General features: G+C 59.6%; 17 protein-coding genes and 6 pseudogenes. 10 read left to right on the top strand and 13 right to left on the bottom strand.

What is annotated here, in order from left to right:
- Positions 1-687: 687 nt before the first annotated feature.
- A pseudogene (locus tag IVB07_RS39160) lies at positions 688-819 on the top strand (serine acetyltransferase); the annotation flags it as partial.
- On the opposite strand, the gene IVB07_RS39155 reads toward IVB07_RS39160, so the two are convergent.
- The 5 genes and pseudogenes from IVB07_RS39155 to IVB07_RS39135 form a co-directional block, all read right to left on the bottom strand.
- On the bottom strand, positions 816-1,685 hold the full coding sequence (locus IVB07_RS39155; RefSeq protein ID WP_247768002.1) for an ABC transporter permease: 870 nt from the start codon (positions 1,683-1,685) through the stop codon (positions 816-818). The pseudogene IVB07_RS39160 and the gene IVB07_RS39155 sit on opposite strands and share 4 nt — an antisense overlap.
- A complete protein-coding gene (locus tag IVB07_RS39150) occupies positions 1,678-2,538 on the bottom strand; it encodes an ABC transporter ATP-binding protein (RefSeq protein WP_247371431.1) in 861 nt (286 codons plus the stop codon). Before IVB07_RS39150 ends, IVB07_RS39155 begins: the two co-directional genes overlap by 8 nt.
- Positions 2,535-3,485: an ABC transporter substrate-binding protein gene (locus IVB07_RS39145; RefSeq protein WP_247768019.1), complete on the bottom strand. Its 951-nt coding sequence runs from the start codon at positions 3,483-3,485 to the stop codon at positions 2,535-2,537. Before IVB07_RS39145 ends, IVB07_RS39150 begins: the two co-directional genes overlap by 4 nt.
- A gap of 129 nt (positions 3,486-3,614) precedes the next feature.
- Positions 3,615-4,541, bottom strand: coding sequence for a TauD/TfdA family dioxygenase (locus tag IVB07_RS39140; RefSeq protein ID WP_247768001.1), 927 nt, complete (start codon positions 4,539-4,541; stop codon positions 3,615-3,617).
- 302 nt (positions 4,542-4,843) lie between these two features.
- Positions 4,844-6,282 (bottom strand): annotated as a pseudogene (locus tag IVB07_RS39135) (NAD(P)/FAD-dependent oxidoreductase).
- A 373-nt stretch (positions 6,283-6,655) separates the two neighbouring features.
- On the opposite strand from IVB07_RS39135, the gene IVB07_RS39130 reads away from it, so the two are divergent.
- Genes IVB07_RS39130 through IVB07_RS39120 form a run of 3 tightly spaced genes read left to right on the top strand, consistent with a single transcriptional unit; the run spans position 6,656 to position 9,139 of the window.
- Positions 6,656-7,492: a class I SAM-dependent methyltransferase gene (locus IVB07_RS39130; RefSeq protein ID WP_247298889.1), complete on the top strand. Its 837-nt coding sequence runs from the start codon at positions 6,656-6,658 to the stop codon at positions 7,490-7,492.
- Positions 7,493-7,537: 45 nt separating this feature from the next.
- Positions 7,538-8,881, top strand: coding sequence for an LLM class flavin-dependent oxidoreductase (locus tag IVB07_RS39125; RefSeq protein WP_247369460.1), 1,344 nt, complete (start codon positions 7,538-7,540; stop codon positions 8,879-8,881).
- Positions 8,882-8,926: 45 nt separating this feature from the next.
- The gene (locus IVB07_RS39120) at positions 8,927-9,139 is read left to right on the top strand and encodes a hypothetical protein (RefSeq protein ID WP_247298893.1); all 213 of its coding nucleotides are present in this window, start codon (positions 8,927-8,929) and stop codon (positions 9,137-9,139) included.
- A 750-nt stretch (positions 9,140-9,889) separates the two neighbouring features.
- Here the strand turns inward: IVB07_RS39120 and IVB07_RS39115 are convergent.
- Positions 9,890-10,513, bottom strand: a complete 624-nt coding sequence (locus IVB07_RS39115) for an NUDIX hydrolase (RefSeq protein WP_247298895.1) — start codon at positions 10,511-10,513, stop codon at positions 9,890-9,892.
- Positions 10,514-11,319: 806 nt separating this feature from the next.
- Positions 11,320-11,808 (bottom strand): GNAT family N-acetyltransferase, encoded by a 489-nt coding sequence (locus IVB07_RS39110; protein WP_247298897.1) that lies wholly within the window; start codon positions 11,806-11,808, stop codon positions 11,320-11,322.
- 516 nt (positions 11,809-12,324) lie between these two features.
- Here IVB07_RS39110 and IVB07_RS39105 point away from each other — a divergent pair.
- Positions 12,325-13,542 carry an MFS transporter gene (locus IVB07_RS39105; protein WP_247410782.1) on the top strand — a complete coding sequence of 406 codons (1,218 nt, stop codon included), beginning with the start codon at positions 12,325-12,327 and terminating at the stop codon, positions 13,540-13,542.
- 398 nt (positions 13,543-13,940) lie between these two features.
- Positions 13,941-14,066: pseudogene (locus IVB07_RS39100) on the top strand (chorismate mutase); the annotation flags it as partial.
- Between the two features lie 158 nt (positions 14,067-14,224).
- Here the strand turns inward: IVB07_RS39100 and IVB07_RS39095 are convergent.
- On the bottom strand, positions 14,225-15,445 hold the full coding sequence (locus IVB07_RS39095; protein ID WP_247285483.1) for an IS701 family transposase: 1,221 nt from the start codon (positions 15,443-15,445) through the stop codon (positions 14,225-14,227).
- 114 nt (positions 15,446-15,559) lie between these two features.
- Between IVB07_RS39095 and IVB07_RS39090 the strand changes: the two are divergent.
- The 3 genes and pseudogenes from IVB07_RS39090 to IVB07_RS39080 all read left to right on the top strand — a co-directional run.
- Positions 15,560-15,871 (top strand): annotated as a pseudogene (locus IVB07_RS39090) (IS5 family transposase); the annotation flags it as partial.
- Positions 15,811-16,320 carry an IS5 family transposase gene (locus tag IVB07_RS39085; RefSeq protein ID WP_245286348.1) on the top strand — a complete coding sequence of 170 codons (510 nt, stop codon included), beginning with the start codon at positions 15,811-15,813 and terminating at the stop codon, positions 16,318-16,320. The pseudogene IVB07_RS39090 and the gene IVB07_RS39085, both read left to right, overlap by 61 nt.
- A gap of 36 nt (positions 16,321-16,356) precedes the next feature.
- Positions 16,357-16,514 (top strand): annotated as a pseudogene (locus IVB07_RS39080) (chorismate mutase); the annotation flags it as partial.
- 242 nt (positions 16,515-16,756) lie between these two features.
- Here IVB07_RS39080 and IVB07_RS39075 read toward each other — a convergent pair.
- The 3 genes and pseudogenes from IVB07_RS39075 to IVB07_RS39065 form a co-directional block, all read right to left on the bottom strand.
- Positions 16,757-17,206 (bottom strand): rRNA adenine N-6-methyltransferase family protein, encoded by a 450-nt coding sequence (locus tag IVB07_RS39075; protein ID WP_247298925.1) that lies wholly within the window; start codon positions 17,204-17,206, stop codon positions 16,757-16,759.
- A pseudogene (locus IVB07_RS39070) lies at positions 17,204-17,798 on the bottom strand (IS481 family transposase); the annotation flags it as partial. The gene IVB07_RS39075 and the pseudogene IVB07_RS39070, both read right to left, overlap by 3 nt.
- Before the next feature lie 278 nt (positions 17,799-18,076).
- Complete coding sequence (locus IVB07_RS39065) at positions 18,077-18,454, bottom strand: nuclear transport factor 2 family protein (RefSeq protein WP_247298901.1); 378 nt, start codon at positions 18,452-18,454, stop codon at positions 18,077-18,079.
- Between the two features lie 379 nt (positions 18,455-18,833).
- Here IVB07_RS39065 and IVB07_RS39060 point away from each other — a divergent pair, with 379 nt between their 5' ends.
- Positions 18,834-19,094 carry a hypothetical protein gene (locus IVB07_RS39060; protein ID WP_247298903.1) on the top strand — a complete coding sequence of 87 codons (261 nt, stop codon included), beginning with the start codon at positions 18,834-18,836 and terminating at the stop codon, positions 19,092-19,094.
- A 6-nt stretch (positions 19,095-19,100) separates the two neighbouring features.
- Here the strand turns inward: IVB07_RS39060 and pyk are convergent, their stop codons facing one another.
- Together pyk and IVB07_RS39050 are read right to left on the bottom strand one after the other, a co-directional pair.
- Positions 19,101-20,513: a pyruvate kinase gene (gene pyk / locus IVB07_RS39055; RefSeq protein ID WP_247298905.1), complete on the bottom strand. Its 1,413-nt coding sequence runs from the start codon at positions 20,511-20,513 to the stop codon at positions 19,101-19,103.
- Positions 20,514-20,812: 299 nt separating this feature from the next.
- Positions 20,813-22,588: an FAD-dependent oxidoreductase gene (locus IVB07_RS39050; protein ID WP_247285604.1), complete on the bottom strand. Its 1,776-nt coding sequence runs from the start codon at positions 22,586-22,588 to the stop codon at positions 20,813-20,815.
- Between the last annotated feature and the right edge of the window lies 1 nt (position 22,589).

Here is a 22,589-nt window from a genome sequence, read left to right as displayed (position 1 = left end):
CATGTTTCAACAAGTTGCGTACCAACCCTCAGGAAATGGAACGAGCAGCGAGGGGCCGTCCTCGTTGTTATCGTTTGCAGCTTCGGGCCTGCCGGTCGCTAGAGGCTCGGCGGCGAACTCTTCCACCTCAACGGCACTCGCCGCGTGACGCCCGGCGCACCTTAAATCGCTTTGCATGAACAAAACTCCCCACCGGGGTACGATCAAATTTGGAGCGTCTTCAAAGATTTCGATAAAGATTTCGATCAAAAGGTTACGGCGGCAAAATATCAGGTCTCCTTCCCAAGCGATAGGAGCGCGACCCTGTCCTTTTCGCATCCTAATCGTGCAGCGCCATCGGCGTTGCAGTGCAGCCAAGAGTCGCCCCTCATCGTTTGAGCAACGGACGCGAGTTGCAACGGCGAAGCTCGCTCGCCACAGTCACGTCCATCTCAGCAGCGCACACACAATGTGGAAAGCCGCCCCCGTGATGCTTTGCGACGGGAGGTGATCGGCCGTCACGACGTCGTCATGGAGCAGCTCGTAGGTAAGGTCATCTTCGTTCTCGAGCCCACTGTTTCGCGAGCACGTAGCACTTTTGAGCCTAGGCCAGAACCGGGGCGCGTCTGCATGTCGTTCTCCTCAACCGCCTCAGCATTGCGCTCGACAGCCTGTGCGACCAGGTCCATCGTGCCGCGCTCTTCATCGGCGAGCGCGACCATCCTCGGCCGGATCACGATCGGCCGCGGCTCGACAATCGGCGGCAACGTTTGGGTGACCCAGGATGTACCGCCGAACAGCATCGTGACGCAGGCTACGGCCCGCAACAAACCCGGCTAGGCCGCTACGGGTGCTTTCCAGCGCATCAGGCGACGTTCCAGCGCCTCGAGAATCGCGTTGAAGACGAGGCCGATCACGGTGATTCCGAGGATGCCGAAATACATCTGAGGGATCAGGAAACTGTACTGGCTGTTGATGATGAGATAGCCGAGCCCGGACTTGGCGCCGACCATCTCGGAAGCCACCAACACCAGCATCGCGGAAGCGCTTGCCAGCCGAATGCCGACGAAGATGGTTGGCAGCGACGCCGGCAGGATCACCTTGCGGAACAATTGGCTTGGCGTCGCGCCCATCGTCCGCGCCGACTTGACCAGCAGCGGATCGACCTGCCGGACCGCCGCGATGGTGTTGAGCAGCAGCGGCCAGGCGCAGCTATAGACCACCATCGTGATCTTCGAGAGCTCCCCGATGCCGAGCAGCAGGATGAACACCGGCAGCAGCGCCAGCGGCGCCGTGTTGCGTGCTATCTCGATGGTCTGGTTCAGCAGATCGCCAAGCCGGGCGTACCAACCCGTGAGCAAGCCGAGCGGCACCATCAGAACGACCGCGATCAGGAATCCGCTCAGCGCCCGCACCAGGCTCGCGCCGACGTCTTCATAGAGTTCACCGCTCTGCGCGAGCTGCCAACCCGCGGCGATCACTTCGGAAAACGGCGGCAGGAACGTCACGTCGATCAGACCCAACCGCGGCGCCGTCTCCCAGACTGTCAGGAACAGCACCAGCAGCAGCGATCGCTGCCCGATGACACCGAACCATCGCGCGAAGCCGCTCGTGGCCGCGGTAAGCGCACCGACGCGTTGTGCGGCCCGGTGCTTCGGACTTCCCTCGGCCAGCTCCAGCAACGTCAGCACCTCCAGATTAGACATGAGCCAGTTCCTTCGCCTTTGCGACGCTCTCGCCGTCCGCTGCGGCGACCTGAGCTCCTTGCGCCTTCAACACCTCGTCGCGCAGCAAGGACCAGACCTCATGCCGCACATGCCCGAACTGAGGCAACGAGCGGACGTCCTCGGTTTCGCTATGTAGTTCGTCGGGAATATCGACGATCTGCTTGATGCGGCCGGGACGCGAAGTCATCACCGCCACACGCTGGCCGAGGACGACGGCTTCGTCGATGCCATGCGTGATGAAGAGGATGGTCTTTCCGGTGCTGCGCCAGATCCGCAACAGCTCGCCTTGCAGCGTTTCGCGCGTCTGCGCGTCCAGCGCCGCGAACGGCTCGTCCATCAGCAGCACCTCGGGATCGTAGGCGAGGCTTCGCGCGATGGCGACGCGCTGCTTCATGCCGCCCGAGAGCTCGTGCGGGTAGCGGTCGGCAAAGCCGGACAGCCCAACCAGGTCGAGATAGTGCAGCGCCCTTTCCCGCCGCTCCCTGGCTTTCAGGCCGGCGATATCGAGCCCGAACTCGACATTCTGCACAGCCGTGCGCCAGGGAAACAGCGCGTATTGCTGGAATACGATGCCGCGGTCGCGCGCCGGTCCGTCGATGACCTTACCGTCGAGCAGGATGCGCCCACTGCTCGGTGCCGTCAGGCCACCGAGCAGATCCAGCAAGGTCGACTTGCCGCAGCCGCTCGGCCCGACCAGCGCAAGGAACTCGCCGGGCCGAACATCCAGCGTGATGTCGTCCAGCGCAGTGAAGCGTTGCGCCGGCCCGCCATCCTTGCCCCGGACCAGGAAGTCCTTCCGGACATGCTCGAAGCGGATCTTGGCCATGGTCATTTGGCCTCCGCGGTCTTGCCGGCGCGGAAATAGTTGAACTCGTTGGTGTAGAGATCAGCTGGCTTGAGCTGGTCCGGCTTCAAGAGACCATCCTTGACCAGCCAGTCGACCCACACCTGAAGCTCGGCATCGCCGATCACGCCGCCCTTGGTCGCAACACCCGTGCTCTTCCAGTACTTGATCGGTGTGGCGTCCTCGTTCCGCTTGCGATCGGCGATGATGCGCTCAAAGCGGGCGCGAACTTCCTCCGGCGGCGTCGTCTGCGCCCAGGCGATGGCACGGGACACGCCCTCGACCAGCCTGCGCGAGGTGTTGGGATTGTCCTTGATGAACTTGTCCCTCAGCACGTAGGACCCGCCGGTGAAGTTTCCGAAGATGTCGGTGTCGGCAAACAGCCTGCGGATGCCGCCGCGTTCGAGCGCCTTGTCGCGCAGCACGCCATTGAGCGTGGTCACCTCGACTTGCCCCTGTCGCAATACCTGCTCGCCGGTGACGGGCGGGATCGCGACCAGCGTCACCTGCTTCGCCTCCGCCGGCGTCAGGCCATTGCGAGCCAGATACTCGCGGAGCACGAATTCGAGATGTGCACCGAGCGTGTTGACGGCGACCTTCTTGCCGATAAGGTCCCGCGCGGTCTTGATCGGGCTGTCATCCTTCACGTAATAGCCGTTGTAGGTGTTGCCGTCCGAGCCGTAGTAGCCAACAACCGCCTTGATCGGCGCCTTGGCCGCGATCAGCTTGATGATCGCGCCATAGAACGCGCCGCCGATGTCGATGTCGCCGGTCACCACCGTCTGGATGTCCTGCGGACCGCTAATGGTGTTGCCGATCCATTTCAACTTGAGCGGGGCGAGATAGCCGAGATCGTCGGCCAGCTCAACGAACGTCACCTGTCCGGCCCAACCCTGGTAGCGGATCTCGGTCCTTTCGAGCTGCGGCTCGGCCATGGCGCTGCCGACGAGTCCCGTAAGCCCGAGGGCGGCGAGGCCAAGTTGCCGTCCTCTTGCACGCAGACCGGCAACCAGGCGACCCAGCGCAGAGATAGTGATTCGCATTGTATTCACTCCTCGCTCGTTTCAGGCGGCCTTCGCCTGTGGCTTGGTCGACTTGACGCGGGTGACGCTGTTGCGGCCATCGATGCTGACCGGCACTTCGCCGTCGATGGTGGCGCGCCGGACGACGCGGTGCTGGTCGCCGTAATCGTTGACGGCGTAGTGCTGGGTAGCGCGATTGTCCCAGATCACCACATCACCCTGCTGCCAGCTCCAGCGCACCGTATTCTCGGGCGCAGTGATGTGGGACTGGAACAGGTCGAATAGCTTCTGGCTGTCGTATTTCGACAGGCCGACGAAGCGCTGGACGAAATTGCCAAGCACCAGCGTCCGTTCTCCGGTCTCGGGATGGACGCGAACGACGGGATGCTCGGTCTCGTAGATCGTGCCGGTGAAGACCTCCTCGAAGTGCTTCCTGTCGGCCTCGCTCGCGCGGGTCTTGACGGCGTAGTCATAGGCGTTGCTGTGCACCGCCCAGAGTTCGTCCGCGAGCTTGCGCAGCGGCGCCGGCAGATCGAGATAGGATGCCGCGGTGTTTGACCAGATCGTATCGCCGCCGAACTCGGGGATCACGACGCCGCGCAGCACGGAGATCTTCGGATAGGCGTCGACGAAGGTAACATCGGTGTGCCACTGGTCGGCGCGGCCGCCGCCGCGTCCGGAATCGAGTTCCAGGATCGACGCCGTTCCCTTGGTCGCGCCGACCGTCGGGTGCGGAACCAGTTTGCCGAGCCTCACGGCAAAACTCTCCTGCCCCGCGTCGTCGAGACGGTTCTGGTCGCGGAAGAAGACGACCTTGTGCTCGAGCAGAACCTGGTTGATCGCCGCGATCGTCCGGTCCGGGAGATCGCCCGAGAGCTTGATGTTCCTGATCTCCGCGCCGATACGTGCCGACCGCTTGACGATATCCGCGCGCGGAATGACGTTGTCGATGGTGATTGCGTCCGTCATGTCATTTTCCCCAAGATCGCGATCCCGTTTGGACAAGGCTCCGCCGTTCGCCGATCGCTGATGCGATGGCGGAGTAAATACACAGCTGATGGTCGTGATCGATCCTCTTGCAGTATCGCCGTCTGCTCTGGCGGCAATCGGGTCTGGCGGGATCTTCCCCGAGAGACGGCATCAATGCAGCCTCTCGCTCAGTCACAGGATGCTAACTCAAGACTTTCGGAAATAGCTTCCAAAGTTGGACGAAGGTGGAAAATAGTTGCGCGCACTCGCACGACGTATCCGATTGATATCTGCGCTTTCTGCTATTCAGCCGCGACGACGCTCTGCGTGCGCCACACCGCAGGCGCATAAAGTGCAGGTTCGAAATCGTCGGCGATCGGCGCATTGATGCGGGCCTCATGCGAGGCAAGATCGTCCAGAAAGAGATCCCTGCTGATTTGCGCGATGACGGCCGGGATATCACGCTTGAAGCTCGGGACGTCTCCAATTGGCAAGCCGAAGCTCACGAACGCCGCAGGGTTGAAGACGTGGATGTTACGGAGATAGGGCGCGCGGCCGGGTGCCTTCTCGAGGAATTCGTGCCCCGACCCGAGATAGGGATGTGCGCTCAGGGTTTCGTCCTGCTCGTCCGCAGAAGGCGAAAAGCGGTCGCGCCACAACAGGATGTTGTCGGAGAAGGCGGCCAGCTCCGGTGTTTTTGCGAGATCGACCCGATAACCCGTACCGGCGATCACGAAACCGAATGCGATATTGCCATCCGGCGTGGTCGCAAGCAGCCGCCGCTCGAACGGCTTGGCCGACGTCCACGGCGCCGACAGATGAAGGTGGAAATTCGGGAACTTGACGGCGCGCGCGACCGCATCAGGCGGTGGCGTGGATCCGGCACGGCGGAAACGGATGGCCTGGTGCCAGCGAAGAGCGTCCGGCAACGATCCGTAATTGTCGTAAGCTCCCGGATAGCCGCGCGTCCTGATCACCGGCTCCGAGGCAAGCCTGTCGCGCCGCGCGAAGAGATGCACCTCCCTCGCCCCGGCTTCGAGCGCCACCGCCGTCGCGTCGAATGCGGAGGCCGCGCTGCCCAGCACCGCGACTAACCTGTCGCGCAGTTTCTCGAAATCGATCGCTTCCAGCGTATGAGCGTAAAGCTCCTTTGGCAGATTGCGCGAGAGCACGTCGGGAACGGACGGACCGCCGTTACTGGGGAAGCCACCGGCAAGAATGATCTTGCGGGCCGTTTCCGTTCGCGCTTCGCCGGCCAGGTCGAGATGAGCCGCAAATGATCAGCGGTCGGCTCGACACGGAGAAGCCGCGTCCGGCAGCGCACGTTGATGCGAAGCGTGCTGCGATATCAGTCGAGGTAGGCGGCCCAATCCACCCGGGCAATGCGATCGATCGCTTCATACGCGGCGGCGCTGTGGCGGGCTTCATACCAGGCCTGGAAACTCAGCCCTGTCAAACCGAGTTCGGGCCCAGGCAACCCTTTCGGCGTACGCAGCTTGTTCATGCGCGCGCTGCTCAACCAGGGGCCGGACGAAGCAGCGTCGCCGGCGGCATCGATCAGGGTGACCTTGCCGATGCCGGCACGACGCAACGCAAAGGCGAACGCGCTTCCGGATTGCCCGCCGCCGATGATGGCGACGCTGTGATCGATCCCCTGACGGTCAGGGATCCAGTTCTGCGGATCGGGTCCAATCAGGCGCAAGGTCTCGCGCGCCGCAGTGTCGACAACGGACTGAAACATGTTCGCACCTCGAGGTTTCAGCATCAAATGCGGTCAAATCGTAGAAGCGAACGATACTCAGTCAATGAAATGGAATCGGCGTTGTTTTTCAACCCGCACAACGAGCCAATCGCCGGGCTTCGGCGTGTTGAAAGATTTGCGTAGTGTCGTGGAGCGAGCCAGAGACCGGGGTGAGACGCTCGGCATGCGCTGGGGCATCCAATTGAGACGATCGGTTTGCAACATCATCTCTTCCAGGGATGCGCGCCGCTAGATTCATGCTCGCATCACACCGAACAACGCAATTCAATTTCATCGACATTCCTCGTTCCGACAACATAAACTTCGTCCAATCAAGCTGTCTCGACGGCCCGTTGGAGATTTGAGAAGCACGATGTCGACCTCCGGCGTCATCAGCCTTGAACGAGACACACCCGAGCTTGCTCGCACCTATGAGCAGGCCGGCATCCTCCAGTTTCATCACGGTAAATTCCTCGTCGGCCCGCTCGCATTGAAGGCCGGGAATCACGTGCTCGATATCGGTGCCGGTACGGGCCGCCTTACCGAATTCGTCGCACAACTTGTCGGGCCTGACGGCCGTGTGACCGGCATCGATCCTCTCGAGAACCGCATTGCCATCGCGCGTCTCCGCGCGTCGAAGACGTTGACATTCGCGATCGGCCGCGCCGAAGACCTTTCGCGCTTTGAACCTGCGGAATTCGATGCCGTCTATCTCAACAGCGTGTTCCATTGGATCTCAGACAAGCGGCGAGCCCTGCACGAAATTCACCGCGTTCTCAAGCCGGGCGGCCGGATCGGGTTGAACGTTCAGGACCCGACCAAACCTCACGAGTCCCGCACTTTGCTTCGGCAGGCGACCGAACAGGCTGGGTTCGCCGAGAGGAGTGGTGAAGCGCACCGGGTGCTCGGAGCCACCGACGACGAGCTCAAAATGCTCTTCGTTGAGGCCGGTCTCGTCGATTACCGAAGCGACCTGCGTTCACTGGTCGATTTGCATGACGACGTGAGTTCGGCGCTCGGATGGTCCGAGGCTAGTGCATTCGGTAACTTCCTCGGCGGCTTTTCCACAGCGGAACGGGAAGCGATCGAGCGCGCCTTTGCTGGCTTGGTCGAGGCGAAGCGTACCCCGGAGGGCCTCCGCCTGGAGCGATATCTGCGCTTCGCGTTCGCTCGAAAGCCGGAGCCACGGGATTCCTCTCCGGGTCTTTAATCGTTCAAGTCTCACCATTGGCCATCGCATCGGAACAAACGAACCATGAGCAACCAACGCCAGCTTCTTCTCAATCTCTTCATCTATCCGGGCGGCCATCACGAAGCGGCGTGGCGCTATAAGGGATCTGAACCAGACCGCATCCTCGACATCACCCATTATCAGGAGCTGGCGCAACGGGCCGAGGCGAGCAAATTCGACGCCATCTTCTTTGCCGACGGGCCGGCGCTGGCCGACAATGTTCGGTACGCCCAGCGCCTTCGTTTCGAACCAATCACCTGGCTCGCAGCGATTGCCGCCGTCACCAGCCGTATCGGGCTGATCGCGACGGCGTCAACGACCTATACCGAGCCGTACAATCTGGCACGGCTGTTTGCGTCTCTCGACCATCTCAGCCGGGGTCGCGCCGGCTGGAACATCGTCACCACCGGTGCGCAGCAGGCCGCACAGAACTTTGGGTTGCCTGAACATCCCCCTCACCACGAGCGCTATGAGCGCGCCCGCGAATATCTCGACGTGATCTCCCGGCTGTGGGATAGCTGGGAGGATGACGCGCTCGTCAACGATCCGGCTTCTGGCATCTTCGCCGACACCAGCAAGATCCACACGCTCGACCATATCGGCAAGCATTTTCGCGTTCGTGGCCCGCTGAACATCTCGCGGGCGCCGCAGGGACGGCCGGTCTACGTACAGGCCGGCTCCTCCGACGACGGCCGCGCGTTCGCCGCCCGGTTCGCGGAGGCAATTTTCACGGCGCATCAGACACTGGAGTCGGCGACGGCGTTCTATGCCGACATCAAGCGCCAGGCCCGCACCTTCGATCGCAGTCCCGACGAGATCAAGATCCTGCCCGGCATCAGCCCCTTCATCGGCAGCACGCAGGCTGAAGCCGATCGACTTCAGGACGAATTCAACGAGCTGATCCAGCCCGAATTCTCCCTGACGCAGCTGCGTCAGATGATAGGCCTCGACCTCACCGGCTACGATCTCGATAGCCCGGTTCCCCGGGATCTCATCGACACAGCGAGCGCGCGCGGAGTCGCGAGCCGCTTCAAGCTCGTGGTCGATATCGTCGACCGCGAGAAGCCGACCATTCGCCAGCTGGTGCAGCGCCTCGCCGGCGCGCGCGGCCACTGGGTCATTGCCGGCACGCCCGAAAAGATCGCGGACAACATGCAGACCTGGTTCGAGCGCGGCGCAGCCGATGGCTTCAACGTGATGCCGCCATGGCTGTCCGGCGGCTTCGATACCTTCGCCGAGCAGGTCATCCCGATCCTGCGCAAGCGCGGCCTGTTCCGCGAGGACTACACCGGCACGACCTTGCGCGAGCACTACGGACTCGCGCGGCCGGCCAGCGTCTACTCCAGCGCAGTCAAGGCGATTGCCTGAGACTGTTTCCGCACCCACATCCAGACTCGCGAACAGTAAGCAGGCATGAAGACGGCGTTCTTTCTCCTCTCCAGCCTTTTGGCCATTTTCCTCCTCGCCGCCGGGTCCTATGTCGATTTCTCAACAGGTGCTGAAGCCAACAACGCCGTGTTCAAGTCCGAGATCGACTCCATCCTGATTCGTACAGTCGTGTCGGCCTTCTTGCTATTAACGATCGGGCTGGCCAACTATTTCATTCTAAATCGACGCGACCGATAATAAGGTCCGGTTCTACGCGAAGGGCGGCCGACCGCGTCAACCGACGCAATCCCAAGGACCGAGTGTTGGAGAGTCGGCAGAAATGGGCGGTCGTTCGCCAAGGGCTAGTAAGTTCAGGTTGCGGGAGCAAACACGGTTTCTTGCGATTGATCGACAGTATAGTTCCGCGACGGATTGCGTGGCGTAAATGTCTTCCGCTCGCCGGTCGCAACGTCAGGCGACAGAAACGACGGTTACTGGGTGCCGGACGAGGATTTCGCGCAGAGCTTGAAGGACATGCTGAGGCAGATGCGGGTTGCTGCGGGATCCCCCTCGCCGACCGCTGACGCGGCGCGTGGACAGCCTCCCGATCATCGGCGCCCATCCCAAGCACGGGGCAAACGCATTTGAGCGTGGCATAGAGGCGGTCACCAATGCAGTCGAGTTTCAGCGCCCTTACGTTTGTTGGTGGACGTGATCGCTGATGAAGCTGCTTGGCCAGCATCAGCTACGTTGGGCTGCGATGACGCAACCGAAACCATTGAGCGTTCTGCGCACCGACCGCTCTACACCACCGAATGAGTGCCGAAGGGCTCGGTCGCGATCTTCGCTAGAAGCGAAGATAGCGACCAGCAACCGACTGTCAAAGCACGCGCAAGGCGCCGTGGTTGATGGCGCCCGAATGATTCTCTCTGTCATGCGGAGCTCTTCATTCGGCAAAGTCGTTATTGGCGGACCAAAGAGTGCGGACCAAGAGAATGGATCGAGCTCTCAATCGAAGAAGGCAGGTCTGTTCGCGTCAGCTGCGAATGCGAAGGCTGCTTCAACGTCACTCTCGATAGTTCTACCTCGCGACAGCGGAGGTAGCCGATCTTTCGGGAAAAAGATCGCCTCGCTCGTCTCCAATCTGGGCCGGGCCTCACCGCCTGAGAGCCTATCGCAAAGAAAGAAAACTTTGTAGAAATCCCGGACATCAGGCGAATAGGAAGTGCCGGCCTTGTGTCGGACCCCGTAGAGGCGACGAACAGACACTTTCAATTCAGCCTCTTCGTACAACTCCTTTGCGATATTTTGGGCAGCAGAAAGGCCAACGTCTGCAAAGCCGCCAGGCAAGGCCCAAAGACCATCGCTCTTCTCACGGACCAGAAGGACCTTGTTCTCTTCTACGATCGCTCCGCGCACATCGACTTTCGGTGTCGCATAGCCCTTCGCGAAATCAGAGATGAGCCCTTCTATCCTCTCGATGGGAACACTTCCCAAGTTGGCGAGCATTTCATTGGCTATAGAGGCAATCTCCTCGTAACGTTCTCGATCAAATTGGTCTCGGGCAAAATGGAGCCCGCTAGAGGCAATAGCTTGCAAGCGTTTCCCATACGTCAGCCACTGAGGCTCCATAGCGCACTCCGTCGTCGTTCCGCTGATATCATACCAAACGGCGCATGGAGACGAAAGCTTATGCTTTGGAATTCGGCCCGAGTCAGAGCGCAGACAGCCATAAATGACCAATCCCGAGTCGCCGCGCATTCCAGCGAAGTCGCTCCCGCAAAAACGGATTGCGAGGCAGGGTCTTGAATGCCCAGCGCGGCGATCATCGGACAACGAAGGGCGGAATTCGCCGCGACGCGGCCTCCTGAAGATCGGGATCTCCTGCCCCAGCTTCTGTGTACGGGTCCTGTGACGGCCCCTGGTACGTCATATTGAGCTGAGCGCGCTTGTGCGGCGTGAGCGATGTTATGAGGTCGCAAGTTCCAGCGCACGAGTCCGCAGATGCGCTTGGCGCGATGTCCTGGAGATCGGCCTGCATCAGAGGCCCGTGTCGATGCTTGTGCCGGTCGCCTCCATACCGGGCGTCCTTGCAAATCGCCGGACTCGAGGCTACGCGGCGGCGACTAATTAAAAACTAGCTCCGCTGTGGCAGGGTGGCCGGTGCGAAGAGCGAATTGGGGTTTAAGGCGCAGCAAAGCAGGCAAGCTGACATCGCCTGCTTCGATGATGACAAATGTGTTCCTGGCGAAGCACCGATTGTTCGAGCGGTCGAAATGAGTTTCGTTCGTGCGATCGGAAGAGGTGAGACGATGGTCTAGGTTGTTCGTGGCGGCACGTCGTGCGGCTTGGGAGGAAGGCTCGATCATGATGTTTCGAAATCGCGCCGGCCTGCAGATAGAGATGATATCTGAGGACCAAGTGCTCTGCACTCTGCTCTATCGTGCCATTTCCATGAGGACAATCTCGATCGGATCTCCGCCAAGCCCATGAGAGAAGTAGCCCTTCTGGATGGCCCTGAAGCCATGACGTTCATAGAACCGTTGCGCGTTCAAGGTTGACTCGATCTTGATTGGTCCTGGGTGTTCCTTTGCCGCGGCTTCAAGACCAGCTTTGAGCAATCGCTCACCAATTCCGCGGCCTGATGCCTTCGGCAAAACGAAAAGGCGGGTCACCTCGCCAGGAACTGAGTCGACGAACCCCAATACCTCTCCGTTCTGCTCGGCTATGATCGTGGTGCCCGCAGCGATGACATCCTCGTAATATTTGGCAGTACGTTCTCCCATCCACCCCTCCAGTTGCTCGGGCTTGTAATGGGTGATTGCCAGTCCTTGAACCGATTGTGCCGTCACGTCATAGAGCGCCTGGGCATCGCCAGTGCAAGCCGCGCGCAATACCGTTTCGCCATCAACTTTGGTGCCGCTCATTGGTGATTCCTTCGCAACCATTCACCAAAACTTATCTCAGATTGTGGCCCCAGCATTCCCGCAAAATTGCAGCGGGATGAGCCAAATCGTGATCTGTAGCGGGTCGCGTGCACCGAATCGCTGCATCCTGACGCCGCGCATTTGCACGCCCTGCCGGGTGAGAAGATGTACGCGTCATGCCAACGTGAAATATCTCCACTTCGAAGGGGCCAAGCTGCGAGACGTCATACTCGCCGAGCTCGCCGGGGTGGGGTAGATCGACGCAAAAGCATCAAATAAGCCGCTTTTCGAAACAACAGCGCCGGTTGTAGCGAAAAAACTCCTGGAGGGCTTGTATGATGCGGGGCTTACGCAACGTGGTGCTCGAATATCCTGACCAGCTTGAGATCACACAGGATGTGGAGAGGTGCTGGGGCCGTGGCAGCTTGGCCGTCGTCCCCGGGTATTCAGGCATGGCCATCGGCTGGCCCTTATCCTGAGTTGCATGACGGCTTTGAACACATCACGATGAACTGAATGGCCAGGATCATGAGCTTATCCCCTCCTGATACACGAACAAAGCTAACCCTTGCCGCTCTGATGATCGCTGCGTTCGCCATTGGCCTAGATACGTTTGTCATCATCGGGGCACTAGAAGTGATTTCTCGTGACCTCAACATTTCAACCGGAGCGGCGGGATGGATCATCTCAATCTACGCACTCTCCTACGCGGTTTTTGCGCCGCTGAATGCCTGGATGTTCCGGGCCCTAAGCCGCCGCAATGTCCAGATCCTATCCGTTTCAATCTTCATCATCGGCAACGTGATCTGTGCGATCGCTCCGAACTTTGCAACCATGGCTGCAGCTCGCGTCATTTCAGCCTACGGCGCAGCCATGTTCACCCCGGCGGCCACCGCATTGGCAACCGAGGTCCTGCCGCCCGGTCGCAAAGGGTCGGCATTGTCCCTTATCTTCGGTGGTATGACCGTTTCACAAGTTGCGGGTGTTCCGGCGACTAGCTGGATCGCTGATGCCATCGGCTGGCGGTTCGCATTCGGTTTCGTGGCAGTTGCGGGGCTCCTGGCATTGCTGATCTTCGCCCCTATGATGTCCGGTGTCTCTGCAAAGGCGCCGGAGCGCGGAAACGGCCCGGCTTCGAAAGACTTCCCCAGGGCCATCTACGGTGTTCTTTCGGTTACCCTATTCGTGGTCATTTCCGAGTTCGTTGTTTACTCCTATGTGAGCGTCATTATCACCGGTTCTCTGCTTACAGGCGTGCCGCTGCTCTCAGCCGCGCTCTTTGCGTACGGTTTCGGAGCTGTGACAGGAAACGCAGCGTGCGGCTTTCTAACCGATCGCTTCGGCCCCTACAAAGTTCTCATTGCGGTGATCGGCGCACAACTAATCGTTCTCGTAGCTCTGGTTGGATTCGGGCATCATGGTGCCTTAACCGTGCTCATCGCATTTCTTTGGGGCAACGCGAGTTACATGTATCTCGTTCCGATCCAGCACCGGCTTCTCGATCTAGCCGGGGAGAGGTCGAAGCTAGTTTTGGCAATGAACAGCTCGACCACCTTCGCAGGAATAGCCATCGGGGCCGTTCTCGGCGGTATCCTCGTCGAAACTAGCGGGGTCGCATCCCTTGCTGCAGGGTCGATCCTGATTGGCCTCATCGGCTTCGGACTGGCTGTTGCCTTTATGAGTGAAGTTGCAGCTGCAGAAGCTGCCACTCCGGCAGTCCGTGGGTTCGACTAAGGCATACGACCCTATGACCAGACCTCATAGAGCAACGGCATCCACCACTTGGCACGCTCGACGATCCTTCACCGCGCCCAAAGTAAGAATGCGCTGGCCTGGTCGCGCTGGCCCGCACCGCGGCGGCTGGCAGCAGGCTAGGAAGTGCAGTAACGTACGTGGTTCTTGAGATTGTTGGCCGAAGACCCGCCGGCCTCGATGGCCACATGGGCCAATACTGATTTACTGCGCTCGAGTCAGAAATGCTTTCAATGCCGAGGTGGCGTACTGAGATTGATCGAATTCGTTCAATCAGACCGGGCTGTTAGGGCCCAGTGACTCGGAAAGCCTGAAAATGTTTCAGCCAGAGACCCGGTGTCAAGCTGGAAAGTATGGTTGCATAGAAAGGAGGCGCGAACTTGGAAACTCCATCCGAATTGAACGAACTGCGGAGCAGCATCGACAATCTCGATGCGGCCCTTATCCACATTCTCGCGGAACGTTTCAGGTGCACTCGGCAGGTCGGAAAACTAGCATTACAGTTGCTTTTTTGATTTGAAGTGGGCGCGTTGAGCGGCAGCCTGGTGAGCTCTGCGCCAGAAGGACCATGCGATGATGTGTGCGGGTTGAATCCGCTTCCGCGCAAGTCTGATAGCAATGCGGCGGATTTCCTGGATTGACCAACGGATCAGTGGTGGGGTGGTTATGTTTTGGCTTTTGCCGGGGGGCGCCGTTTCGTTTTTTTGGGCGGTGGCGGATTAGCGCGATGTCGGATCGCGGCCATCATGGCGAAGGCGAGCATCACCAAGGACACATGACGGTGCCAGCCATGCCAGGATCTGCTCTCGTTGTGATCGAGCCCGAACTCGTTTTTCGCCGTTTCAAAGCTGTCCTCGATCGCCCATCGATGGCCTTCGACCGCGACCAGCGTTTCAATGGCTGTTCCCGCTGGGCACCAGGTGGTGAAGAAGGCGAGGTCATCATCGGCAATGCGACGACGGATCAGTAGACCGCGTGTCCACAAACCGTCATTTGCACTGTTGGACTGCTCGGCCTCGAGATCCGCCAATTCGAGATAACACCAATCGTGCAGCCGCGGTCCTTTGGTTCCGGCTCCCGCCGACAGGCGCTTCCAGTCGGATGAGCGCCGCGTCCGGGCGAGGTCTGCAGCCGTACCGGCGACCGGCGGTCGCTTGCCCCAGGATCGAAACACATGAGCGCTGCTGACCCCAAGCACGTAGCCTTTGCCTGCCCGACGTAGTTGCTGTTCGATGTTGCCAACACCGTAGACGGTATCACCGGCAACCCACTTGAATGGTACAGACCCGGCTATCGCGCGTGCGATCATTCTCGTCGCAAGCTTTGGTTTGGTCGCAAAGCCGACATCGGCAGGCACATATGTGGCTTCCAGACGATCTGGATCGTCGGTCCATTCCTTCGGAAGATACAACGCGCGATCGATGAACGCATGGCCATGACGCGAAACGTAGGCAGCGAAGACGCCGATCTGGCAGTTCGTGATCTTTCCTGCCGAACCAGTGTATTGCCGCGCCACTCCGCATGACGCTTTGCCCTGTTTGAGAAAACCGGTCTCGTCGATCACGAGCACCGCATCGTCATCCGCCAAATGCTCGATGACATAGTCGTGCACGATATCGCGCAGGGCATCAGCGTCCCAGTCTCCACGACCCAGAATCGCCTGCTGCCGCCATGGGCCGGGATCGCCAGCCGCCTCCGCGCGCATCCAACCGGTCTTGCGCTGCTCATCTCCGAGCAGACCTTCCAGGAACAGACCTGCATTCGTCGCAACACGCTCTTGCGTGAACAACGGACGTATCCGTTGCTTGATCTCTCGAAGCGACGCCGCCCACAACGCAAGCGTCGCCTCAACCGACGCGGCCCGCGCCCACGACATTCGAATCATGGTTGCCCATGGATTCAGAAGCCCGCAACAAAAGCAACTGTAATGCTAGGGTCTGTACCTAATTAGCGAGTTCTGATTCCATGGTGCCAAGTTGATTCGGCACGGGGGACTTCGATGCGGAAAGGACTGTTCTGGCTCAACGACAAGCAGTGGGCTCAGATAGAGCCGCATCTGCCAACAAACCAGACCGGCCCGGCGCGCGAAGACGATCGACGCATTATCAGCGGTATCATTCACATGCTCCAGTGCGGCGCACGCTGGCGCGATTGCCCGTCCGACTATGGCCCTTACACGACGATCTACAATCGGTTCAATCGCTGGGCTAAGCGCGGACATTGGCAGGCGATCTTTGAAGCGCTCGCCCGCTGCGGCAAGGACCGAGTGGCTTTGTCGATCGACTCCACCTCGATCAAAGCGCATCGCTCGGCGAGCGGCGGAAAAGGGGGGAGTGTGAACAGGCGATCGGCCGCTCGCGCGGTGGGCGGACCACGAAAATCCACGCGCTGAGCGACCCTGATTGCAAACCTTGCGCATTTCATCTCACTCCGGGACAAGCCGCAGACATTGCCGCAGGGCCGGCCCTTTTGAAGCTCGCGCCGCCCATGTCTTCCCTCATTGGGGACAAAGGCTACGATGGCGACGGCTTTCGCGCCGAAATCGTCAATCGCGGCGCGAAACCCGTCATTCCAAACAAATCCAACCGGGTAACCCTCCACAGCTTCAGCAAGCGCCTCTATAAAGGGCGCAATGTTATCGAGCGCTGTTTCTGCCGGCTCAAGGATTTCAGGCGTGTTGCTACTCGCTACGACAAACTTGCCAGAAACTTCTTGGCCGCCGTCCACCTCGCCGCTCTCGTCGCTTATTGGATCAATTGAGTCTGAACCCTAAAAGTGCGACTTCAATTGCCTTCGGCAGATCCAGCTCGTGAGGAACGCCAAGTAGAAAGACTACGCACGCTCGCACAGGCAGCTAGCCTTGCCCAGAGTTTGCCGAGAAGTTCCTATCATTCATTTTCAAAGAAGTGATCCTGCATCACGACCTTACTCGTGGAGCAAACGCCGACGTGTAAAAATGCTCGACCACGCGCGTTCTCGTCGGAGCCGGTGATCTTCAACCTGGCTGAACAGGTATGCGCTCGATCAGTGTAGGTCGTCTTAGCATGGAGGATCACGCTCGAGCCAGAAGCCCGGCCCGCTAAACCACACATTCTCTGAGTCGTTAAATCGCGGCTCACCTACGTGCAACGCGCGAATTGGAAGGTTGCGAAGCGGCAACCGGTCGATCGCGTTATGTGGACGTCTTGCAGCGTCCTCATCGCGTCCACCCGTGCAAGGATAAATAGAGACGGCACCAATGGAAGAGGCCTCGAAGTGGTCTCGACGCCGTACCACAATGGAGAAGAAAGCCTTTCCAGGTATCGTCCGTCATAGGCATCAGAAGCCGGTCACCTTCGACAAGGCGATCAAGCCAGACACGGGATGGGTGAGTGGCTCCGGCGAACACGATGGCGATATCAAGCTCGCCGACATCTACCGCCCGGCCGTCGCCCGAGACGACATCGACCTGGGGCCAGCTCTCGAGGTTCACTCGGGCCCGCGACGCCAACTCTGTGTCGGTTTCGATCGCCGTCACACGACCAGCGGGTCCGACAATCTCGGCCAGCACCGCCGAATAGTATCCGGTGCCGGCACCGACCTGAAGTACCTGCTCGCCGGCGGCGATGTTAAGATGGTCAAAATTGCGGGCCCAGAAGCTGGGCATCCCATTGTCGGTGAGAACCGTGTGGATTCTGTAGGGGACCGCGGCGATCAGAGCTTCGAGGAAGGCCGAGGCGGAGGTCCTTTCCGCCTTCTTGACCAGTTGCACGAAGGCGAACTTACTGGTGCGATCGATGGGGAAGTAGAGGTAGAGCTTGGCTTCAGCGGTCTGGAGCTCAGCAATGTCGATGTGGAAATAATCGGATAAGCCTTGAACTGTTTCTTCGAAGGCTTGCTGCCTTCGACCTCCGGCAATCGGCTAATCCCATGACGCTGGAGGTAGCGATGCAGAGATGACCTCGTCAGATGCGGGATGGATGGTTGGCTGCAGCGCATAGAGGCAATCGTCCAGTGGCAGCAGCGTATGCCGCCGGAAGGCGACGATGATCGCCTCCGCCTTGATGCAAAGGACAGTGGACTTGGCTTCTTTGGGGGCTGTCGAGCGATCGACGACGGTCTCGCGCTGCTTCCCCTTCGCGACAGTCTTCTGGTTGATAGTAGCGCTTCGCGAGCGCTCTCAAGCTCTCGTGACTATTTTGTATTGCTCGACGGACGGCCTCCGTCGTGGTGGCGCAGCCGTGTAAAACTTGACCAATAGCGCATCCTTCAATCATGCGATAAGAATGCACCATCAAAGCTTGGGACCAACCACCTAGTCGCGCACCAGCTCGAAGGCGTCGCGTCGTTCGACCAGGGACTGCCCTTCTGCCGTCAGTCGCTTCAGCAAAGCAGGCGGTACCTCGCTGCCGTCCTGTTGTCATTGCGAGCGCTGCAAATTTTTGCGATCCAGCCGCACGATGGGCAGGCTGGCGAGAGGCAGCCTGAGTGTGCCACTTCAGCTACAAACTCCGATACCGCAAAGCTGGTTCGGCGATCAATCGGGGATGGCAGATGAGTGATGGTGCACGATCTTCCACACGCCGTCCTCGCGACGTAATACGAAGGTGAACCGAGCCGGTGTCGACACCTCATGACCATTCCGCAGCTGTGAAAAGACATAATTTCCCACCACCAAAACAACGTTGTACGCCAACGTGACGGAATGCCATACGTCCATTTTTACGGTAGCGATGCCATGAAAGTAAGTGCCTATCTCTTTAGCGCCGATGCAGAGCTTAGCACTCGATGTACCCTGAAACAGCGCATCATCGGCGTATAGCACAACCAGACGTTCCGGCGCGTGCACATTGAAAGTTTGCTCCCAGAGCTCCAGGAACTCGCTGACGTCCGGCACCAAGGAGTTGTTGTTCACTACAGATTCCGTTTCGTTCGAAGACTCTGATAAGCTGGAATGCCGCTTCCGGTACGCCGTATATCACGGCTAACACCGGCTACTCGCAATCAAGCACCCGAGCCTGACGTTTCCTTATCCGATGCTGATGACAAGGCCCGATTTGGTGGAGCCAGTAAAGCCTGGTGGTATCGCAGTTGTCGCCGAACAGTGGGGCGCTCGATGACTTTGAATGTCACACTACGGTGCGGCTGCGGGACGAACGGTACCGACATTTGGCGGATCGTCATTTGGGAAGCGGACGAAGGGTTCAACCTATCGCCGTCGGACGCTGGGCTTGCCGACCAGCGCCGAAGAACGCGTTCCGCCGCGCTTTCATCACCTCGTCGGCATCGGTTGAATGTCATTGCCTGTTCGAACCTCCGAGGAGCTCAAAAAAGCCGCCAGAGCATTGCATCCGGCCCGCCGCATCACTGCACCAGATTTCGACCGAAAGCGCTTCTTCGATAACCGGGAGCAAATCAAAGAGCCGAATGCTGTAGTCGAGCCCAAGCAAGGTCAGCTCCTGGTCTCACCGTTGAAGAATCAGAGCGTTGTCGGCGATCATTGTTCGGCCCGTAGTGCTTCGTTTCTTAGGGCGGATGTAGCGAAATTGTCCTGAACCATTTTAGCAGGTGACAATACGGACGTTGTTGGTTGCACCTATTTGCCCAAACGGCACGCCGGATACGACGATCATCAAATCACCTGCTTCAAGATAACCTTCGTTGCGCGCCACCGCTGCGGCTATCTGCGTCATCTCCTCGTCGGTGGCGGGGTCGTCTGAAACGATGCTGTGCACCCCCCACAGCAGGCACATGCGCCGCGCGACTTTCTCATCTGGAGTGAGAGCAAGAACCGGGACCGGGGGCCGCTTGCGCGCGATGCGCGCCGCCGTCGTGCCGCTTGCGGTGAAACCGATGATCGCCTTCGCATTGAGGGTCACCGCAAGGTCTGCACCAGCGGCGGCGACTGCATGCGGTGGGGACATCTCTTCGTCGGCTTGCGAGGCTTGGACCAGCGACCGATAGAGATGATGCCGTTCAGTACTTCTGATTACTTTGTCCATCATGACAACTGCCTCGATTGGATAGGCGCCGCTTGCCGACTCAGCCGACAGCATGACCGCGTCAGCTCCATCGTAGATGGCGGTAGCGACGTCTGAGGCTTCCGCGCGCGTCGCTGTCGGTGCAGCCACCATCGACTCCAACATCTGTGTTGCGACGATCACGGGCTTTCCGGTCAGCCGACAGGCGCGGATGAGTTCCTTCTGTCGGCCCGGCACCTCCTCGGGCGGGATTTCGACACCGAGATCACCGCGTGCGACCATAATGCCGTCTGACAGGAGAATGATATCGTCGATACGATCGAGCGCCATAGGCGTCTCGATCTTCGCTATCAGACCGGCACGCTCGCCGATCAGCCCGCGCGCCTCTAGGAGGTCGGAAGGCTTCTGGACGAACGACAGGGCGACCCAGTCGACCCCGAGGGCGAGGCCGAAGGCGAGGTCGCCGCGGTCCTTCTTCGTCAGAGGAGATATAGCAAGCAGCGAACCTGGCAGGTTTACCCCTTTGCGATCGCGGATAGCTCCACCGACGAGAACTGTCGCGATGATCTGCCCATCGCCCGGACTCTCAACGCGCAGGCGCACTCGGCCGTCGTCGACGAGAAGAGTCTGGCCCGGACGTGCGGCCGCGAATATTTCCGGATGAGGTAGTGGGATCGATTGCTTTCCGCCCGTAGCTCCGTCGAGCACAAATCGAACCTTCTCGTCGGCGCGTAGATCGAGCTTGCCGCCTTCGACGGCGCCGATGCGGATCTTCGGTCCTTGCAGATCCTGCAGGACGCCTATTGGCGTGCCGAAGTCCCGTTCGAGACTGCGGATCGAGTCATAGACCCGTGCGTGATCGTCCGGGCTCCCGTGACTGAAATTTAGTCGGAACGTATCTGCGCCTGAGAGATAGAGAGCACGCAATCGTTCTGGTGCAGCTGTCGCCGGACCAACGGTCGCAACGATTTTGGCGAGGCGCGAACGACGCATGTTGATTCCAGACGTAAGAGGATGAAACGCGTGTGAATAAAATGCGAAGGTCGGTCTTCGATGACGGCGTTCAGACACTCGCGTGATGGGCTCGCATCCCGCCGCCACAATGCACCTCCGCCGAAGGCGAAATTGATCGCCCCGGTTCAACGCGGTCCGGGAGGCATCCAGCAGAGGTTCGAACAGGAGAACGCCGCCAGAATGAAGACATGGTCCTTGCTTCCCAAAGCAGCAAAATCGACGGCACAAGATGACTGAATTGACCTCTTGTCGCGATACAGATGCCGTGAGACGCGATTTCACGTTGCGGATGCAGGCGCCTTCTGCACGCGATGAGCGGATGCCAGAATGTTCGAAACTGCCCGGTAAGCGAAGACTATGCCGGGGCCGATGGTGATGCCTGCTCCCGGATAAATTCCACGCATTGGTGACGTCATATCATTGCCGCAGGCATAAAGACCCGGGATTGGCTCGCGTTCTGCGTCCAGAACCTTGCCGTAGCTATCGGTCGCCAAGCCAGCGGCTGTGCCGAGCGTTGCCGGAACGATCGGCAGCGCGATGAAGGGGCCACTCTGGATAGGCCCAAGATTTGGATTTTTCGTTCCTACCAACGGATCGCCAAGCGTGCGGTTGAACGCCGATTCACCGCGTTTGAAGAGCGGATCGACGCCAGCGGCGGCGTGCGCATTATGCTCCTCGACCGTCCTTTTGAGCTCGCCGGGATTCAGGCCGATTTGCATGGCGAGCTCCGGTATCGTTCGGCCCAGTTTGATGTAGCCGAGCCGCGCGTACTTCCGGATATTCAGCGTCCATGGCCAAGGCAGCAGATGTCCCATGCCCCTCAGCCGAACGAACTCGTGATCGCAGACGAAGTAGAACCGCTTGTCTGCGGGATATCCGTTTCCAAACATCGCGAGGCAGATATCGTGGTATGAATTGGATTCGTTGACGAAGCGTTGCCCATTTGGGGCAACCGCGATGACGCCGGGTCGTCCGCGGTCGAGCCATCCGTAGGGGACAATTTGGGAGCCTGTCCCACTCCTGAACATCGAGACTGGAGTCCAGAACCCTGCAGAAGCGACATCCTTGTCGATTGCAGCTCCGAGCTTCGTGGCAAGGTTAATGCCATCGCCTGTAACATCGGCATGAGCCAGCGTGTCGTCATGCTGGTGTGGGCCGCTCAGCTCGGCTCTCAGCTGCGCGTTGCGGGCGAAGCCGCCGGTAGCGAGAATGACAGCGTGGGATGCGCGCACGCGGATCTCAGAATTGCCGCGCTTGACGATTGCCCCTGTGACGCGCCCGTCTTCCATGACGAGCTCAACGAGAGGAGACGCCGGCCATATTTCGACGCCTAACTTCCGCAAACTCACGAGCAGGCGCGCAATCAGGGCATTGCCTCCGCTGAACTCGGTGCCGCGCCTGTAGCTCAAGCGATCCCGCGCGTAGCGAGTCACGCGACGCAAGACATGCTTGAGGGAAGCAAACGATTGGAACGGATTCAGGAAGCTTCGGACTTCGCTGGAAGAAATCATCATCCCCCCGAGCACAACGCGAATGGGGTCGCCGATCAGATCGAAGTCGGAGCCGAGCAGCCGCGCATCGTAGGGTGCAGGGCTGAGTGCCCGGCCTTTGTCGACTCCGCCGACCTGGCTTGAGTGATAATCGGGCGCCGAGGCCAGCGTGAACTTGACCTCTGTCCCGGTCTCGAGAGCGGCAAGCGCAGTCGGCCCGTCCTCAAGATAGGCTTCGATGAAGTCTTGCCGATAGTAATTGCCAAGCTCATGCTCAAGATAAGTCCTGGCTTTTGGAAGCGAGTCATCGATTTTGGCGGAGCGCGCCTGAAGCGAACAGGGAACCCAGATCATGCCATTCGACAGCGACGTGGTCCCGCCGAGACGAGAAGACTTTTCGCAAACCGTCACGCGAAGGCCATTCTTTGCGGCGTAGAGTGCCGCCGAAAGGCCGGCTGCTCCGCTACCGACCACGAGCACCTCTGTTTCGAACGTTTGAGTAGCACCTATTGCTGGCAATGCCGCTGTCCTTTTTTCGCCTGATTGGTTGATCGGCTTGTCCATC

This window comes from Bradyrhizobium sp. 172 (assembly GCF_023101065.1).
GTDB lineage: Bacteria > Pseudomonadota > Alphaproteobacteria > Rhizobiales > Xanthobacteraceae > Bradyrhizobium > Bradyrhizobium canariense_D.
The sequence above is the reverse complement of the archived record's forward strand: the minus strand, read 5'-3'. Positions and strand labels throughout refer to the sequence as shown.

Bases quoted from the DNA above. Each gene is read 5' to 3' on its own strand.
- IVB07_RS39060 (WP_247298903.1), top strand. From the start codon at position 18,834: ATGTCATTGCCTGTTCGAACCTCCGAGGAGCTCAAAAAAGCCGCCAGA.
- IVB07_RS39105 (WP_247410782.1), top strand. From the start codon at position 12,325: ATGGCCAGGATCATGAGCTTATCCCCTCCTGATACACGAACAAAGCTA.
- IVB07_RS39125 (WP_247369460.1), top strand. From the start codon at position 7,538: ATGAGCAACCAACGCCAGCTTCTTCTCAATCTCTTCATCTATCCGGGC.
- IVB07_RS39115 (WP_247298895.1), bottom strand. From the start codon at position 10,513: ATGGAGCCTCAGTGGCTGACGTATGGGAAACGCTTGCAAGCTATTGCC.
- IVB07_RS39120 (WP_247298893.1), top strand. From the start codon at position 8,927: ATGAAGACGGCGTTCTTTCTCCTCTCCAGCCTTTTGGCCATTTTCCTC.
- IVB07_RS39095 (WP_247285483.1), bottom strand. From the start codon at position 15,445: ATGATTCGAATGTCGTGGGCGCGGGCCGCGTCGGTTGAGGCGACGCTT.
- IVB07_RS39130 (WP_247298889.1), top strand. From the start codon at position 6,656: ATGTCGACCTCCGGCGTCATCAGCCTTGAACGAGACACACCCGAGCTT.
- IVB07_RS39145 (WP_247768019.1), bottom strand. From the start codon at position 3,485: ATGGCCGAGCCGCAGCTCGAAAGGACCGAGATCCGCTACCAGGGTTGG.
- IVB07_RS39075 (WP_247298925.1), bottom strand. From the start codon at position 17,206: ATGCCCAGCTTCTGGGCCCGCAATTTTGACCATCTTAACATCGCCGCC.
- IVB07_RS39110 (WP_247298897.1), bottom strand. From the start codon at position 11,808: ATGAGCGGCACCAAAGTTGATGGCGAAACGGTATTGCGCGCGGCTTGC.
- IVB07_RS39150 (WP_247371431.1), bottom strand. From the start codon at position 2,538: ATGACCATGGCCAAGATCCGCTTCGAGCATGTCCGGAAGGACTTCCTG.
- IVB07_RS39140 (WP_247768001.1), bottom strand. From the start codon at position 4,541: ATGACGGACGCAATCACCATCGACAACGTCATTCCGCGCGCGGATATC.
- IVB07_RS39155 (WP_247768002.1), bottom strand. From the start codon at position 1,685: ATGTCTAATCTGGAGGTGCTGACGTTGCTGGAGCTGGCCGAGGGAAGT.
- pyk (WP_247298905.1), bottom strand. From the start codon at position 20,513: ATGCGTCGTTCGCGCCTCGCCAAAATCGTTGCGACCGTTGGTCCGGCG.
- IVB07_RS39050 (WP_247285604.1), bottom strand. From the start codon at position 22,588: ATGGACAAGCCGATCAACCAATCAGGCGAAAAAAGGACAGCGGCATTG.